This is a genomic window from Haemophilus sp. SZY H8 (assembly GCF_018829755.1).
Taxonomy (GTDB): domain Bacteria; phylum Pseudomonadota; class Gammaproteobacteria; order Enterobacterales; family Pasteurellaceae; genus Haemophilus; species Haemophilus haemolyticus_K.
This window is the reverse complement of record NZ_JAHKJY010000005.1, coordinates 24,985-42,699: the sequence shown is the minus strand read 5'-3', so window position 1 is coordinate 42,699 and position 17,715 is coordinate 24,985. Positions and strand designations below refer to the sequence as shown.

General features: G+C 39.2%; 15 protein-coding genes. 13 read left to right on the top strand and 2 right to left on the bottom strand.

From position 1 onward, the window contains the following. Window position 1: 1 nt before the first annotated feature. Together KKW16_RS08025 and KKW16_RS08020 are read left to right on the top strand one after the other, a co-directional pair. Window positions 2-583 (top strand): thymidine kinase, encoded by a 582-nt coding sequence (locus KKW16_RS08025; RefSeq protein ID WP_046942645.1) that lies wholly within the window; start codon window positions 2-4, stop codon window positions 581-583. Between the two features lie 36 nt (window positions 584-619). Beyond that, entirely contained in the window at window positions 620-1,840 is a 1,221-nt protein-coding gene (locus tag KKW16_RS08020) for an aromatic amino acid transport family protein (protein WP_065264928.1), read from the top strand. 142 nt (window positions 1,841-1,982) lie between these two features. On the opposite strand, the gene KKW16_RS08015 is transcribed toward KKW16_RS08020, so the two are convergent. Continuing rightward, window positions 1,983-2,243, bottom strand: coding sequence for a YfhL family 4Fe-4S dicluster ferredoxin (locus KKW16_RS08015; RefSeq protein ID WP_005627640.1), 261 nt, complete (start codon window positions 2,241-2,243; stop codon window positions 1,983-1,985). Window positions 2,244-2,320: 77 nt separating this feature from the next. On the opposite strand from KKW16_RS08015, the gene KKW16_RS08010 reads away from it, so the two are divergent. The 4 genes from KKW16_RS08010 (at window position 2,321) to KKW16_RS07995 (ending at window position 6,667) form a co-directional block, all read left to right on the top strand. Continuing rightward, the gene (locus KKW16_RS08010; RefSeq protein WP_111407916.1) at window positions 2,321-3,103 is read left to right on the top strand and encodes a ribonuclease T2 family protein; all 783 of its coding nucleotides are present in this window, start codon (window positions 2,321-2,323) and stop codon (window positions 3,101-3,103) included. Window positions 3,104-3,198: 95 nt separating this feature from the next. Continuing rightward, entirely contained in the window at window positions 3,199-4,359 is a 1,161-nt protein-coding gene (gene pgk, locus KKW16_RS08005; protein WP_065264926.1) for a phosphoglycerate kinase, read from the top strand. Window positions 4,360-4,479: 120 nt separating this feature from the next. After that, window positions 4,480-5,559 (top strand): class II fructose-bisphosphate aldolase, encoded by a 1,080-nt coding sequence (gene fbaA / locus KKW16_RS08000; RefSeq protein WP_005639380.1) that lies wholly within the window; start codon window positions 4,480-4,482, stop codon window positions 5,557-5,559. A gap of 67 nt (window positions 5,560-5,626) precedes the next feature. Then, window positions 5,627-6,667 (top strand): glycosyltransferase family 9 protein, encoded by a 1,041-nt coding sequence (locus KKW16_RS07995; RefSeq protein ID WP_048952890.1) that lies wholly within the window; start codon window positions 5,627-5,629, stop codon window positions 6,665-6,667. On the opposite strand, the gene yczE is transcribed toward KKW16_RS07995, so the two are convergent. Continuing rightward, window positions 6,611-7,279 (bottom strand): membrane protein YczE, encoded by a 669-nt coding sequence (gene yczE / locus KKW16_RS07990; protein WP_048952891.1) that lies wholly within the window; start codon window positions 7,277-7,279, stop codon window positions 6,611-6,613. The genes KKW16_RS07995 and yczE overlap by 57 nt on opposite strands. A gap of 209 nt (window positions 7,280-7,488) precedes the next feature. On the opposite strand from yczE, the gene KKW16_RS07985 reads away from it, so the two are divergent. From KKW16_RS07985 to rpoB, 7 genes are all read left to right on the top strand, one after another. Next, on the top strand, window positions 7,489-9,033 hold the full coding sequence (locus KKW16_RS07985) for a YjjI family glycine radical enzyme (RefSeq protein ID WP_048952892.1): 1,545 nt from the start codon (window positions 7,489-7,491) through the stop codon (window positions 9,031-9,033). 8 nt (window positions 9,034-9,041) lie between these two features. Continuing rightward, entirely contained in the window at window positions 9,042-9,830 is a 789-nt protein-coding gene (locus tag KKW16_RS07980; protein ID WP_215768174.1) for a 4Fe-4S cluster-binding domain-containing protein, read from the top strand. Between the two features lie 101 nt (window positions 9,831-9,931). After that, a complete protein-coding gene (locus KKW16_RS07975) occupies window positions 9,932-11,185 on the top strand; it encodes a NupC/NupG family nucleoside CNT transporter (protein WP_215768173.1) in 1,254 nt (417 codons plus the stop codon). A 69-nt stretch (window positions 11,186-11,254) separates the two neighbouring features. Beyond that, the gene (deoD, locus tag KKW16_RS07970; protein ID WP_048952894.1) at window positions 11,255-11,971 is read left to right on the top strand and encodes a purine-nucleoside phosphorylase; all 717 of its coding nucleotides are present in this window, start codon (window positions 11,255-11,257) and stop codon (window positions 11,969-11,971) included. A 172-nt stretch (window positions 11,972-12,143) separates the two neighbouring features. After that, window positions 12,144-12,572: a 50S ribosomal protein L11 gene (rplK, locus tag KKW16_RS07965; protein WP_005630840.1), complete on the top strand. Its 429-nt coding sequence runs from the start codon at window positions 12,144-12,146 to the stop codon at window positions 12,570-12,572. 4 nt (window positions 12,573-12,576) lie between these two features. Then, the gene (rplA, locus tag KKW16_RS07960; RefSeq protein ID WP_009500432.1) at window positions 12,577-13,266 is read left to right on the top strand and encodes a 50S ribosomal protein L1; all 690 of its coding nucleotides are present in this window, start codon (window positions 12,577-12,579) and stop codon (window positions 13,264-13,266) included. A 381-nt stretch (window positions 13,267-13,647) separates the two neighbouring features. Further along, a complete protein-coding gene (gene rpoB, locus KKW16_RS07955; protein WP_215768172.1) occupies window positions 13,648-17,676 on the top strand; it encodes a DNA-directed RNA polymerase subunit beta in 4,029 nt (1,342 codons plus the stop codon). Window positions 17,677-17,715 lie beyond the last annotated feature (39 nt).

The following is a 17,715-nucleotide window of genomic DNA, read 5'->3' as shown; positions in this document are numbered from 1 at the left end:
AATGGCGAAACTCTACTTCTATTACTCCACAATGAACGCTGGAAAATCAACGACGTTGCTACAATCTTCCTATAACTATCGTGAGCGCGATATGAACACAGTAGTTTATACGGCTGCGATTGATGACCGTTTTGGCGTGGGGAAAGTCACATCGCGTATTGGCATTTCGCAAGATGCTTTTTTATTTCGCTCGGAAACCAATTTGTTTGATGAAATCAATGAGCACTTAAAAAAAGAAAAAGTGCATTGTGTGCTGGTGGATGAAGCTCAATTTCTTAGCAAGCAACAAGTTTACCAGTTGAGCGATGTTGTCGATAAACTCAAAATCCCTGTGCTTTGTTATGGCTTGCGTACAGATTTCCAAGCGGAACTTTTTGAAGGAAGTAAATATTTACTGGCTTGGGCAGATCAACTCGAAGAATTAAAAACAATTTGTTATTGTGGCCGTAAGGCTAATTTTGTTTTGCGCTTAAATGATCAAGGCGAGGTTATTAAAGAAGGCGCGCAAATTCAAATTGGCGGCAATGACTCTTACCTTTCTGTTTGCCGTTTACATTATAAAGAAAAGTGCGGTCAACTTTAAATTAGTTTTCAAACACAACACTATAAGGATAATTTTATGTTACAGAATAAAACATTTGGGAGTGCACTAATTATTGCAGGCACAACCATTGGAGCAGGTATGCTTGCTATGCCGCTTACATCAGCGGGCATGGGCTTTGGTTATACCGTGTTATTGCTCGTTGGCTTGTGGGCTTTGTTGGTTTACAGTGGATTGTTGTTTGTAGAAGTGTATCAAACAGCGGATCAGTTGGATGATGGTGTTGCCACGCTAGCTGAAAAATATTTTGGCGTTCCGGGACGAATTTTAGCAACGTTGAGTTTGTTAATTTTACTTTATGCGCTTTCAGCCGCTTATATTACGGGTGGTGGATCTTTACTTTCAGGTTTGCCAACTGCTTTTGGAATGGAGGCGATGTCGCTTAAAACCGCGATTATTATCTTTACTGTGGTATTAGGTTCTTTTGTCGTTATAGGAACGAAAGGCGTGGATGGTTTAACTCGCGTGTTATTTATTGGTAAGTTAGTCGCCTTTGCTTTTGTGCTATTTATGATGCTTCCCAAAGTATCAACAGATAATTTAATGGCATTGCCTTTGGATTATGCTTTTGTGGTTTCTGCTGCACCGATATTTTTCACCTCTTTCGGTTTCCACGTCATTATGGCGAGTGTAAATAGCTACTTAGGTGGAAGTGTAGAAAAATTTCGTCGTGCTATTTTGATTGGTACCGCGATTCCATTAGCCGCTTATCTTGTATGGCAGTTAGCAACTCATGGTGTATTAAGTCAAAGTGAATTTGTGCGTATTTTACAAGCTGACCCAACGCTAAATGGTTTAGTGAATGCAACACGTGAAATCACAGGTTCTCATTTTATGGGGGAAGTAGTGCGCGTGTTCTCATCACTCGCTTTAATTACTTCATTCTTAGGCGTAATGCTTGGTGTGTTTGAAGGCTTAGGTGATTTATTCAAACGCTATCATTTGCCAAATAATCGCGTTGTATTAACCATTGCCGCATTTTTACCGCCACTTGTATTTGCATTGTTTTATCCTGAAGGATTTATTACTGCATTAAGTTACGCTGGTTTGTTGTGTGCGTTCTATTGCTTAATTTTACCAATTGGCTTGGCATGGCGTACACGTATTGAAAATCCAACATTGCCATATCGTGTTGCTGGCGGTAATTTTGCTTTGGTGTTTGCGTTATTGATTGGCGTGGTGATTATGGTCATTCCATTTTTAATTCAATGGGGATATTTACCGGCCGTAGCGGGGTAATGTGAAGAAAAGTAACTCAATGTGGTTCTTTTTATAGATAAAAGTGCGGTGAAAAATTTCAGTTTTTTGATAATAAAAATAAGCTCAAAATTAACCGCACTATTTTAGAAGATAATAAGTCATATTTCAGTTGCTTTAAAAATTACAATTTATCTGAATGATGAATCATCACAAAGCGTTCCCAAAGCTGTTCTTCGGTTTCTTGATGTTCAGGATCGGGCTTAATACAGTTAGTGATTGGGCAAACTTTTTGACAGGTTGGGGTATCGTAATGGCCGACACATTCTGTGCAAAGTACAGGATCGATCACATAAATCTCATCGCCAATGGAAATGGCTTCGTTCGGGCATTCTGGTAAGCACATATCGCAGTTGGTACATTTGCTAGTGATGAGTAATGCCATTGTGATCCTTAATAGAAAGTTGAAAGCCGCGAATTATAGCTGACAAAAACTTGATTGACAAAAACTAAACAAAATTTATGAAAAAACTCACTTCCTCCCTTTCTCTTATTGTCCTCGTTGTATTAGCAATTTGGCAGTATTTTAACGATTCAACCAAAACTAAAAATCAATCATCTCCTCCCGTAATCGAACAGACTAAGCAAACAAAAGTATCTGAGTCTAAATTTGAGCCTCAATTTGAGACAAAGCGGATGGACATTGAAAAAAGTGCGGTGAAAAATCCGAATGTTTTTGCCAATTATGATGTGATTATGAGCGATGATCCTATCGGGCAAAATGCAAAGGCGCCTGTCGATTATTATATGTTGGCATTATCTTGGTCGCCTGGATTTTGTGATATTCAGCGTGAAAAATATGGTAATCAGTTGCCTTTCTCCTCTCAATACCAATGTGGAAGTAACCGCACTTTAGGTTGGGTCGTTCATGGATTATGGCCTCAAAATGCAAATGCACTTTCGGTGACGGATCATCCACGTTTTTGCAAGGGCGATTTACCAGCCTTGCCAAAAGATTTATTAGCACGATATTTGTCTATCTCACCAGGTGAACAATTATTGCAAGGTGAATGGGAAAAACATGGTAGCTGTGCATTTGATTCTGCCCAGCAATATTTTGCTAAGGAGCAGGAATTATTTAGCTCGTTAAAATTACCTAATCAAAATTTAAGCCGTAATGAACTTTTTCGTTGGATGAAACAACATAATCCACAATTAAAAAATGCTTATTTAGGTGCAAGCCGAAACGAATTATTCATTTGTTATGATAAAAAATGGCAGGTAATGAATTGCCAAAGCAAATAAGAATTTCTTTGATCTAAATCGTTACAACCTAGCGCGAAGTAGGTATAATACGAAAAGTTTTCAATTTTAATTTTAACTTAACAAGAGGATAGATTATGTCAGTAATCAAAATGACCGATTTAGATTTAGCCGGTAAACGTGTATTTATCCGAGCGGATCTTAATGTGCCAGTAAAAGATGGCAAAGTGACCTCAGATGCGCGTATTCGTGCGACCATTCCTACTTTAAAATTAGCCTTAGAAAAAGGCGCGAAAGTGATGGTAACTTCTCACTTAGGTCGTCCAACTGAAGGTGAATTCAAACCAGAAGATTCTTTACAACCAGTTGTTGATTACTTAAAAGACGCAGGCTTTAATGTTCGTTTAGAACAAGACTATTTAAACGGCGTAGATGTTAAAGAAGGTGAAATTGTTGTTTTAGAAAACGTACGTGTGAACAAAGGTGAAAAGAAAAACGATCCAGAATTAGGTAAAAAGTATGCTGCACTTTGCGATGTATTTGTAATGGATGCGTTTGGTACCGCTCACCGTGCTCAAGCATCAACTTACGGTGTTGCAGAATTTGCACCAATCGCTTGTGCGGGTCCATTATTAGCCGCTGAGTTAGATGCATTAGGTAAAGCCTTAAAAGAACCCGCTCGCCCAATGGTGGCTATTGTTGGTGGTTCTAAAGTTTCCACTAAATTAGAAGTATTAAATTCTCTTTCAAAAATCGCTGACCAAATTATTGTGGGCGGTGGTATTGCAAATACTTTCATTGCGGCAGCAGGCCATAATGTAGGTAAATCTTTATATGAAGCTGATTTAATTCCAGTTGCGAAAGAATTAGCAGCAAGCACAGATATTCCTGTGCCAGTTGATGTGCGTGTAGGTTTAGAATTCTCTGAAACGGCATCCGCAACAGAAAAAGCAGTAAACGAAGTGAAAGATGAGGAATCTATTTTTGATATTGGTGATAAATCTGCAGAACAATTAGCAGAAATCATCAAAAATGCAAAAACCGTTTTATGGAATGGCCCAGTTGGTGTGTTTGAATTCCCTAACTTCCGTAAAGGGACTGAAATCATTTCTCACGCAATTGCAAACAGCGATGCATTCTCTATCGCAGGTGGTGGTGATACATTAGCGGCTATTGATTTATTCGGTATTGCAGACAAGATCTCTTACATTTCAACGGGTGGTGGTGCATTCTTAGAATTCGTAGAAGGAAAAGTATTACCAGCAGTAGAAATTCTTGAAAAACGTGCGAAAAATTAACCGCATTTTTCCTATGTGACATATCGATGGCGAGTATTAAAAATGTCGCCATCGATAAAAAGTCAAAAAAATTCTCCAATTGTGGGTTTGTCCCGCTAAACATAAAAAGGAAACACAAGTATGGCTAAATTATTAGATATCGTGAAACCTGGTGTCGTAACAGGTGAAGATGTGCAAAAAATCTTTGCTTATGCAAAAGAGCATAACTTTGCTATTCCAGCAGTAAACTGCGTGGGTTCTGACTCAGTTAATGCCGTGTTAGAAACTGCTGCACGCGTAAAAGCGCCAGTTATTATTCAATTTTCTAACGGTGGTGCAGCGTTCTATGCGGGTAAAGGTATTAAACCTGCAAGCGGTGCTCGTCCTGATGTACTTGGTGCGATTGCTGGAGCGAAACACGTTCATACTTTAGCTAAAGAATACGGTGTTCCTGTTATTCTTCACACTGACCACGCAGCGAAAAAATTACTTCCATGGATTGATGGTTTACTTGACGCAGGTGAAAAACACTTCGCAGAAACTGGCCGTCCATTATTCTCTTCTCACATGCTTGACCTTTCTGAAGAGCCAATGGAAGAAAATATGGCAATCTGCCGTGAATACCTTGCTCGTATGGATAAAATGGGGATGACCCTTGAAATCGAAATCGGTATTACTGGTGGTGAAGAAGATGGCGTAGATAATTCTGGTGTTGATGAGTCTCGTTTATACACTCAACCATCTGACGTGCTTTATGTTTACGACCAATTAAATCCAGTAAGCCCTAACTTTACCGTTGCTGCTGCATTCGGTAACGTACACGGTGTTTACAAACCAGGTAACGTAAAATTAAAACCATCTATTTTAGGTGCATCACAAGAGTTCGTTGCGAAAGAACGTAATCTTCCTGCAAAACCAATTAATTTCGTCTTCCACGGTGGTTCTGGTTCTAGCCGCGAAGAAATCCGCGAAGCAATTAGCTATGGTGCAATCAAAATGAACATTGATACCGATACTCAATGGGCATCTTGGAATGGTATTTTGAATTTCTATAAAGCAAATGAAGCTTATCTTCAAGGTCAATTAGGTAACCCAGAAGGTCCAGATGCACCAAACAAAAAATACTACGATCCACGTGTTTGGTTACGTAAAATGGAAGAATCTATGTCTAAACGCTTAGAACAATCTTTCGAAGACTTAAATTGTGTTGATGTTTTATAATCCACAAAAATAACATAAAATACGACCGCACTTTCAAGTGCGGTTTTTTTATTTTAGCGGAGAAATTATGGAAAAGATCTTAGTTATTCGTAACGATAAATTAGGCGATTTTATGCAAGCATGGCCCGCTTTTGCTATGCTGAAGTTATCGAATCCTTCTTTAAAATTAACCGCTCTTGTTCCGAGTTACACTGCGCCTTTAGCGGAAGTTTGTCCGTTTATTGATCATGTCATTATTGATAGCAAAAAAAATGATAAAACGGATTTCAAACGTCTTGTGCAGGAAATCAAAGCGCAGCAGTTTGATGGAATGATTAGTTTTTTTTCCAATACCCATAATGGAAAACTCGCTTGGAAAAGTGGGATTAAATATCGTCTCGCGCCAGCAACGAAATGGGTTCAAATTCTCTATAATCACCGCCTAATACAACGTCGTTCTCGTTCTGAAAAATCGGAAGCTGAATACAATCAAGATTTAGTCCGCGCTTTTTTGCACAAGCATAATATGCCAGTTGTTGAACCTAAACCGCCTTATTTAACCTTTGAGAAAAGTGCGGTGGAAAATCAACGTGTTTTCTTGCAAGAGAGTTTAGGACTTTCCGCAAATAAAAAATGGATCTTTGTACATAGCGGTTCTGGTGGTTCAGCTACGAATCTTTCTTTAGCGCAATATGCGGATTTAATTAAAGGCTTATTGGCTGAGTTTGATTGTAATGTTGTGCTGACTGCAGGACCTGGCGAAAGTGAAAAGGCCCATGAGTTAGCTAATCTAGTTAATGATTCACGCGTAGTTATTTACGATAAGAATAAAGGTTTAGTGGATTTTGCGCATTCTTTGGCTTGTGCGGATTTATTTATTGCGGGATCTACTGGTCCATTGCATTTGAGTAGTGCGTTTAATATTCCAACTATCGGATTTTATCCAAATAGTCGTTCTTCTCAGCCGAGACGCTGGAAACCGATTAATGATGTCGATAAGCATCTTGCATTTTGTCCACCCGCGGGAAAAGAGACTCAAATGAATCTAGGTTTAATTTCAATAAATAATGCTTTAGTAACCATTTTCCCCTTTGTGAGAAAAATGTGGGCATTGAGCAATGATGTTTAAGCAAATCTGAACTATCCATCCTATACTGGCGGCAAAAATAATTGTTCCTAAACCGACGGTGCCACCAAGGATAAACCCTAGAATACAAACAAAGATTTCAATGCTTGTTCTGACGATGCTCACTTTTAAATAAAATCTTTGACAGAAACCAACCATTAATCCATCCCTTGGACCCGCGCCTAAATGGCAGGTAAGATATAGGGCTGTGCCTAAGCCATAAAGTAATAAGCCTACCGTACCATATAATAGTTGTTCTGCTAATGAGCTTGGTGTGGCCAGTATTTTTGTTGTGAGACCAAGGAAAAAAGCAATAATAACGATATTAAGTAGAGTGCCCAATCCTAATCGAAGTTTTAGTGGAAACCAAGCTATCATTACGATACAACTGATAAAAAATGATGCCCAACCGATGCTCATATTAGTTTGTATTGCAATGCCTTGTGAAAGCACCGTCCAAGGTGTTGAACCTAAATTCGAAAGCACGATTAATCCATCGCCGATACCAAGGATTGATAAGGCAAAGATCAAAACTGACAATGTTTTGATGTCCAACGACCAAAGAGATGTCGCCGCCCAAGATGTATGGGGAATAACACGTACTTTTTTCTTCATAAAATATCCTTTTAATTCTTGCCATAATAAAAGGAAATGTAGAAAAAATGAAACAATTTAATGTTCTATTTTAGAACTGTATCTTATAGAAATACATGACTATTTGTATCAATATTAATTTCTAAAACTGTGATCTTACTCACATTTTGAAAATTGTTTAATATCTCTCCATTTCGTACAATATGCCCAATTCTTAATGGGAGAAAATTATGTTAGCAACACTTCAAGATATTCTCGATACGGTTAAAGCCAATAATCTGACTTATCATCAAAAATTAATGACATTAGGCAATATTGCTGAGCGTTTATTTGATCCTCGCGATTTGCTTGGCTATACCGATGAAGAATGGGGCTTTTTACAGAATCAGATGATTTGTGATTTATGTGAAGGTTACGCTATTTATCGTCCTCGCTATATCCTGCCTGATTACAATGTGTATATCCAAAAAGGCTGCGAATTTTTAGAGTTGCCGCCACCAAAAGATCTGGATGAAGCACTTGATGGATTATTGATTCTTTATTCCCACGTGCCATCCATTACAACTTATCCTGTTTATGTTGGTCGTCTTGATGTATTGCTCGAACCTTTCATTACTGATGAAGAAAAAGACTATATAAAAATTAAACGTTTCTTAAATCATATCGACAAAACTGTGCCTGATTCATTTTGTCATGCCAATATTGGGCCTTATGATACGAAAGCGGGTCGCTTGATTTTACGTGCAGTGATTGAGCTTGAAGCGCCAACACCGAATATGACCATTCGTTATGATAAATCCAAAACGAGCCGTGAGTTTGCTGAACTTGCAGCAAAAGCCTGTTTATTAGTTTCCAAACCATCTTTTGCGAACGATGCTTACTATATTTCTGATCTAGGTGAAGAATATGGAGTAGCAAGTTGCTATAACGCACTGCCTGAATGTGGCGGTGCCTACACATTAACACGTTTACGTCTAGGGACGATTGCTCGCGCGTGTAAAAGTGCGGATGAAATGCTGAATGAATTATTACCACGTGTGGCGAAATGTGCTCTTTCAACCATGGATAAACGCCATAAGTTTGTAGTGGAAGAAAGTAATTTCTTTAACAGTTCATTCCTCGAAAAAGAAGGCTTTATCAAACGCACTAATTTTACGGGGATGTTCGCAATTGTGGGCTTGGCAGATGCAGCAAACCACTTATTGCAATGTGAAGGCTTAAATGAAACCTTTGGTAAGAGTGCTCGCGGTGATGAAATTGCGACAGCAATTATGGATAAACTTAAAGAAATCACTGATGCTCATGAAGGGGTTTATGCTGAACGCACTGGCAATCGTTATTTATTACATGCGCAAGTTGGCGCAAGTAACCACGAAGAAGACAAACGTAACGCACCGGCTCACCGTATTCGTGTAGGCGAAGAACCAACGTTACTTGCACATTTAAAACAGTCTGCCCCGTTCCATAAGTATTTCCCATCTGGTACAGGGGATTTATTCGCATTTGATCAAACCTATGTAGATCACTGCGATGCGGTGGTGGATATTATTGATGGTGCATTCTCTTTAGGCTATCGCTACATTACCACCTATTTGAAAAATACGGATTTAATTCGCGTTACAGGTTATTTGGTGAAGAAAAGCGAAGTTGAAAAATACCGTAAAGGCGAAGTCGCATTACGCGATACAACCTGGTATGGCTCGGGTACGGATGAATGTGCCAACGTGTTTGATCGCCAATTGCGCGATGAAAAAGATGTCACCGCTGAAAAATAATTGGAAAAATGACCGCACTATCTGAGATTTTTGTGCCGTTGCATCGGATTATTCCTTTTTCAAATGTAGAAGGGCAAGGCAATCGTTCGAGCATTTTTCTGCAAGGTTGCAAGCTAAATTGCTTGTATTGCCATAATCCAGAAACTATTCCTCGTTATACGGAAAATGCGAAATTGGTTAGTTTGCAGTATTTGTATGAACAGGTTATGGAGGCGGTTCCATTTATTCGCGGCGTAACAATTTCAGGCGGCGAACCGACAATCCATCATAAAAAACTTGTTCCGCTCTTTGAGGCTTTACGCTCGCAAGGATTAACCTGTTATTTGGATAGTAGCGGCTTTTTTGAGTTTGATCGTATTCGTTCGTTAATCGATGTCACTGATAAATTTTTATTCGATCTGAAAGGAGAGGGCGCTGGTTTACAAACGCTCTGTTTTGACCGACAAAATCAAACAGGAATCGTGCCACAGCAAGTGATACCGGAACGTTTACACATAAAAAACGATAAACTTGAGCGAAATTTACAAAATCTGACAGCCTTGTTGCCGTTAAATAAAGTGGAAGAAGTGCGGTTAGTTTTTTTAAAGAATTTTTTTGATGCTGAACATTTGGTGGGCAAAGTTTCGCTACTTTTACGAAATTATCCTGATGTGGCATTAAAAATTATCCGTGTGCATAGTAAAGGCGCGCGCGATGAAACTGGGTTATCAACGCATATTCCAAGTGCGGAAGAAACTAATGCATTGGCTGCTTATGCGCGTCAATGTGGAATTAACAAGGTTTTGACTATTTTGTAGTCGCTTACAAGAAAGTGCGGTGAAAATTCGCCGACTTTTTGTGAGAAAACAAGTAGAATAAGCCGATTTTTTTATTAACTTAACCAATCTAGGGGAATCAAATGAGTGTGTTAAGCAGCATTTTGGGAATGGTCGTATTAATCGCTATTGCCGTGTTACTTTCCAATAATCGTAAAGCGATTAGTATCAGAACCGTGCTCGGGGCGTTAGCAATCCAAGTTGGATTTGCCGCCCTTATTTTATATGTGCCGGCAGGTAAACAAGCACTGGGTGCAACTGCTGATGCAGTGTCAGTTGTTATTGCTTTCGGTAACGAAGGTATTAACTTTGTATTTGGCGGTTTAGCTGATCCAAGCAAACCTTCAGGTTTCATTTTTGCAGTGAAAGTATTACCAATTATTGTGTTCTTCTCTGGCTTAATTTCTGTGCTTTACTATCTCGGCATTATGCAAGTGGTAATTAAAGTATTAGGCGGTGCATTACAAAAAGCATTGGGTACGTCAAAAGCAGAATCCATGTCAGCAGCTGCTAATATTTTCGTCGGTCAAACTGAAGCACCATTGGTTGTTCGCCCTTACATTAAAAATATGACCCAATCTGAATTATTTGCCATCATGGTAGGTGGTACGGCGTCTATCGCGGGTTCAGTAATGGCAGGTTATGCTGGAATGGGCGTGCCATTGACATACTTAATCGCAGCGTCATTTATGGCAGCACCAGCTGGTTTATTATTTGCGAAATTAATGTTCCCACAAACAGAACAATTCTCTGATAAACAACCGGAAGACAATGATTCAGAAAAACCAACTAACGTACTTGAAGCAATGGCGAGCGGTGCGAGTGCAGGTATGCAACTTGCATTAAACGTAGGCGCAATGTTAATTGCATTCGTTGGTTTAATTGCATTAATTAACGGTATTTTAAGTGTCGTTGGTGGTTGGTTCGGCTATGGCGACGTAACTTTACAATCTATCTTTGGTTTAGTTTTCAAACCATTAGCATATTTAATCGGTGTAACTGACGGTACCGAAGCGGGTATCGCAGGACAAATGATCGGGATGAAATTAGCGGTTAACGAATTCGTAGGTTACCTTGAATTTGCAAAATACTTGCAACCAGATTCTGCGATTGTATTAACTGAAAAAACTAAAGCAATTATTACTTTCGCACTTTGTGGTTTTGCTAACTTCAGCTCAATTGCAATCTTAATCGGTGGTTTAGGTGGAATGGCGCCAAACCGTCGTAGTGATGTGGCACGTTTAGGCTTGAAAGCGGTAATCGCAGGTACTTTAGCAAACTTAATGAGTGCAACGATTGCTGGCTTGTTCATCGGACTTGGTGCTGCAGCGCTTTAATTCTCGGATAAGTGCGGTGAAAAATGACCGCACTTTTTATTTTTACATTTGAAAAAAGGAAGGAAAATTATGACTCCACATATTAACGCGCCTGAAGGTGCATTTGCTGATGTTGTTTTAATGCCAGGCGATCCACTTCGTGCAAAATACATTGCAGAAACGTTTTTGCAAGATGCAGTAGAAGTAACAAATGTTCGTAATATGCTTGGTTTTACTGGGACTTATAAAGGTCGTAAGATTTCTATTATGGGCCACGGTATGGGGATTCCATCTTGCTCTATTTACGCGAAAGAATTAATCACTGAATACGGTGTGAAAAAAATTATCCGTGTAGGTTCTTGTGGCGCTGTTCGTATGGACGTAAAAGTACGTGATGTGATTATCGGTTTAGGTGCATGTACTGATTCAAAAGTAAACCGTATTCGTTTCAAAGATAACGACTTTGCAGCTATTGCTGACTTCGATATGGCACAAGCCGCTGTTCAAGCTGCAAAAGCAAAAGGCAAGGCTGTTCGTGTCGGTAACTTATTCTCGGCAGATTTATTCTATACGCCTGATGTTGAAATGTTCGATGTAATGGAAAAATACGGCATCTTAGGCGTGGAAATGGAAGCTGCCGGAATTTATGGTGTGGCTGCAGAATATGGTGCGAAAGCCTTAACGATTTGTACTGTGTCTGACCATATTCGTACACATGAACAAACCACAGCAGAAGAACGTCAATTAACATTCAATGATATGATTGAAATTGCGTTGGATTCAGTATTAATTGGTGATGCACAATAATTTCTTATAGTGGATTTAAGAAGTGCTTGAAAAACAACCGCACTTTTTATATAATCCGCACCCATTATGAGCCGTTCGCGGCTCATATTTTTGTGTGGTGCAATGAATGTTGTACTGAAAATTATCGGGGAGCTATTTAATAGCGTTATTACCCAATTAGAGGAAAACTAAAATGGCAAAAAAAGTCCAAGCCTACGTTAAGTTGCAAGTTGCAGCTGGTATGGCAAACCCATCACCACCAGTTGGTCCTGCATTAGGTCAACAAGGTGTGAACATCATGGAATTCTGTAAAGCATTTAACGCTCGTACTGAGAGCTTAGAAAAAGGTTTACCAATTCCGGTTGTTATCACTGTATATGCAGACCGTTCATTTACTTTCGTAACTAAAACTCCACCAGCAGCAGTATTATTGAAAAAAGCTGCAGGTATCAAATCTGGTTCTGGTAAACCGAACAAAGATAAAGTGGGTAAAGTAACTTTAGATCAAGTTCGTCAAATCGCTGAAACTAAAGCAGCAGATATGACTGGCGCGACTATCGAAACCAAAATGAAATCAATTGCTGGTACTGCTCGCTCTATGGGCTTAGTGGTGGAGGAATAATACGATGGCTAAATTGACTAAAAAAATGAAAGCAATCAAAGCTGGCGTAGATTCTACTAAAGCATACGAAATCAACGAAGCGATCGCAGTATTAAAACAATTCGCAACAGCTAAATTCGTTGAAAGTGTTGACGTTGCAGTAAACTTAGGTATCGATCCTCGTAAATCTGACCAAAACGTTCGTGGTGCAACTGTATTACCACACGGTACTGGTCGTGAAGTACGCGTAGCTGTGTTCACTCAAGGTGCTAACGCAGATGCAGCTAAAGCAGCTGGTGCTGATTTAGTAGGTATGGAAGATTTAGCAGAGCAAATCAAAAAAGGCGAAATGAACTTTGATGTTGTTATCGCTTCTCCTGATGCAATGCGTGTTGTTGGTCAATTAGGTCAAGTATTAGGCCCACGTGGTTTAATGCCAAACCCTAAAGTTGGTACCGTAACACCAAACGTTGCTGAAGCAGTTAAAAATGCTAAATCTGGTCAGATCCGTTATCGTAATGATAAAAACGGTATCATCCACACCACTATCGGTAAAGCAAACTTCTCTGAAGTTCAATTAAAAGAAAACCTTCAAGCATTATTGGCTGCTTTAAACAAAGCAAAACCAACTACTGCTAAAGGTATCTTCATCAAGAAAGTAAGCATCTCTACTACTATGGGTGCAGGTGTTGCTGTTGATCAAGCTTCTTTATAATTTAAAGAATTGATAGATTTTAAACCGCACTTTTGAAAGTGCGGTTTTTTATTTCATAAAATTTCTCCATAAGTTTTAAACTTGACGAGAAAGCTGCATTCATTTAAAATTTACCGCCTTAAAATTAGCAAAGATTTAGATTGATTTTTAATCAATTTTGACCTTTTATTGTTTAATTTAACCGTGTTTTTGATAGAAAGCACATCCATACAATGACAAATCCACCGTTATTTGTCGTTGTTTTGCTCAAGTTGTCGTCCTATGTAATTTGAGTTGTCACCCCACTACAGAAGTAAGGTTCAGAGTGCGGTCATTTTAACGGTCATTCACGTCACAGTTAGTTTGTGGCTAGGTCACTGAACAGTTAGCAGAGGAAAACCAATGGGTTACTCCTATTCTGAAAAAAAACGAATTCGTAAAGATTTCGGTAAACGTCCGCAAGTTTTAAATGTTCCTTATTTATTAACCATTCAGTTGGATTCTTTTGATAAATTTATTCAAAAAGATCCTGAAGGTCAGCAAGGTTTAGAAGCGGCATTCCGTTCTGTATTCCCTATTGTAAGCAATAATGGCTATACAGAATTACAATATGTAGATTATCGTTTAGAAGAACCTGAATTTGATGTACGTGAGTGCCAAATTCGTGGCTCAACTTATGCAGCAGGCTTACGTGTAAAATTACGTTTAGTGAGCTACGATAAAGAATCTTCTTCACGCGCAGTCAAAGATATTAAAGAAAATGAAGTTTATATGGGTGAAATCCCATTAATGACTGATAACGGTACCTTCGTAATTAATGGTACTGAGCGTGTTATCGTTTCACAATTACACCGTAGTCCAGGCGTATTCTTCGATTCTGACAAAGGTAAAACCCATTCTTCAGGTAAAGTGCTTTATAACGCACGCATCATTCCTTACCGTGGTTCTTGGTTAGATTTTGAATTCGATCCAAAAGATAACTTATTTGCACGTATTGACCGTCGTCGTAAATTACCGGCAACAATTATTCTTCGTGCATTAGGCTATACCACTGAAGAAATCTTAAACTTATTCTTCGATAAAATTACCTTTGAAATCGCTGGCGATAAATTGTTAATGACTTTAGTGCCAGAACGTTTACGTGGTGAAACAGCTTCTTTTGATATTGAAGCAAATGGCAAAGTTTATGTTGAACGTGGTCGTCGTATTACCGCACGCCATATTAAAGCATTAGAAAAAGATAAAATTTCACAAGTCGTTGTGCCTTCTGAATATATTTTAGGTAAAGTTGCGTCGAAAGATTATGTTGATTTAGAGTCTGGTGAAATTATTTGCCCTGCAAACGGCGAGATTTCTTTAGAGATTCTTGCAAAATTAGCTCAAGCAGGTTACACCACGATCGAAACTTTATTTACTAATGATTTAGATTACGGTCCATATATTTCTGAAACTCTACGTGTAGATCCAACTTATGACAAAATTAGTGCGCTTTACGAAATTTATCGTATGATGCGTCCAGGTGAACCACCAACACCAGAATCTTCAGAAGCGTTATTCAATAATTTATTCTTCTCTGCAGAGCGTTATGATTTATCTGCTGTCGGTCGTATGAAATTTAATCGTTCTTTAGCGATCGCAGAGGGTGAAGGCGCTGGCACTTTAAGCAATGAAGATATTATTGCGGTAATGCGTAAATTAATCGACATCCGTAATGGCCGTGGCGAAGTGGATGATATTGACCACTTGGGTAACCGTCGTATCCGTAGCGTAGGTGAGATGGCGGAAAACCAATTCCGTATCGGTTTAGTGCGTGTAGAAAGAGCGGTGAAAGAACGCTTATCTTTAGGTGATTTAGATGCAATCACACCGCAAGACTTAATTAATCCAAAACCAATTTCTGCAGCAGTGAAAGAATTCTTTGGTTCTTCACAACTTTCGCAATTTATGGACCAAAACAACCCATTATCAGAAGTCACGCACAAACGTCGTATTTCTGCATTAGGTCCAGGCGGTTTAACGCGTGAGCGCGCAGGCTTTGAAGTGCGTGACGTACATAATACCCACTATGGTCGTTTATGTCCGATTGAAACCCCTGAAGGTCCAAACATCGGTTTGATCAACTCACTTTCTGCGTTTGCACGTACTAATGATTATGGTTTCTTAGAAACTCCATATCGTAAAGTGGTTGATGGCCAAGTTACTGAAGAAATCGAATACTTATCTGCAATTGATGAAGCAAACTATATCATTGCACAGGCAAACTCAAATTTAGACGAAAATAACCGTTTTACTGATGCATTTGTTACTGCACGTGGTGAACGTGGTGAGTCCGGTTTATATAAACCTGAAGATATTCACTATATGGACGTTTCGACACAACAAGTGGTATCTGTTGCGGCTGCATTAATTCCATTCCTTGAGCATGACGATGCGAACCGTGCGTTGATGGGGGCGAACATGCAACGTCAAGCAGTTCCAACATTACGTGCTGACAAACCATTAGTTGGTACAGGTATGGAAAAACCAATCGCACTTGACTCAGGTGTTGCGGTTGTTGCAAAACGCGGTGGTATAGTTCAGTACGTCGATGCTTCTCGTATCGTTATTAAAGTAAATGAAGATGAAACCATTGCAGGTGAAGCAGGTATTGATATTTATAACTTAATCAAATATACCCGTTCTAACCAAAATACTTGTATTAACCAAATTCCTTGTGTGAATTTAGGCGATCCAATCAATCGTGGTGAAGTATTAGCTGATGGTCCTTCTACTGATTTAGGTGAGCTTGCATTAGGTCAAAATATTCGCGTGGCGTTTATGCCTTGGAACGGCTATAACTTCGAAGACTCAATGTTAGTTTCCGAACGTGTTGTTCAACAAGACCGTTTCACTACCATCCATATTCAAGAATTATCTTGTGTTGCCCGTGATACCAAGTTAGGTGCAGAGGAAATTACAGCGGATATTCCAAACGTGGGTGAGTCAGCGTTAAGCAAACTTGATGAATCTGGTATTGTTTATGTTGGTGCAGAGGTTAAAGGTGGTGACATCTTAGTAGGTAAAGTAACGCCTAAAGGTGAAACCCAATTAACCCCGGAAGAAAAACTTTTACGCGCAATCTTTGGTGAAAAAGCATCTGACGTGAAAGATTCTTCATTGCGCGTACCAAATAGCGTAACGGGTACGGTAATTGATGTTCAAGTCTTCACCCGCGATGGCGTGGAAAAAGATAAACGCGCACTAGAAATTGAAGAAATGCAATTAAAACAAGCGAAAAAAGACCTTTCTGATGAATTAGAAATCTTGGAAGCCGGCTTGTTCGCACGTGTTCGTAATCTTCTTATCTCTGGTGGTGTTGATGTTGCTCAATTAGATAAATTAGAGCGTACTAAATGGTTAGAACAAACCATTGCAGATGAAGAAAAACAAAATCAATTAGAACAGCTTGCAGAGCAATACGAAGAACTTCGTAAAGAGTTTGAACATAAACTTGAAGTGAAACGTAAGAAAATCATCAAAGGTGATGATCTTGCTCCGGGCGTGTTAAAAGTGGTTAAAGTTTATCTCGCGGTGAAACGTCAAATCCAACCGGGTGATAAAATGGCGGGTCGTCATGGTAACAAAGGTGTTATCTCGAAAATTAACCCAGTTGAAGATATGCCATACGATGAGAATGGTCAACCGGTTGAGATCGTATTGAACCCACTGGGCGTACCATCTCGTATGAACATCGGTCAGATCCTTGAAACCCACTTAGGTTTAGCTGCGAAAGGTATTGGTGATCAAATCAATGCAATGCTTAAACAAAAACAAGAAGTGGAAAAATTACGTGGTTATATTCAAAAAGCGTATGACTTAGGTAATGGCTCACAAAAAGTGGATTTAAGTACCTTCACTGATGAAGAAGTATTGCGTTTAGCTGAAAATCTACGTAAAGGTTTACCAGTTGCGACACCAGTATTTGATGGTGCAGCTGAAGCTGAAATCAAAGAGTTATTAAAACTTGGTGGATTACCAACTTCAGGTCAAATCACTTTATATGATGGCCGTACAGGAGAGAAATTCGAGCGTCCAGTAACAGTAGGTTATATGTACATGCTCAAATTGAACCACTTAGTTGATGACAAAATGCATGCTCGTTCAACTGGTTCTTATAGCCTTGTTACGCAACAACCATTGGGTGGTAAAGCTCAATTCGGTGGTCAACGTTTCGGTGAGATGGAGGTATGGGCACTTGAAGCATATGGTGCAGCTTACACCTTACAAGAAATGTTAACTGTGAAATCTGATGATGTGAATGGTCGTACGAAGATGTATAAAAACATCGTAAGTGGTAACCAACACATGGACCCAGGTACACCGGAATCTTTCAACGTAATTATGAAAGAAATCCGCTCACTTGGTTTAAATATCGAGTTAGACGAAGAGTAATCAGTAGGGGAGTGAAGAGTTTATGGTTCACTCGCCTTA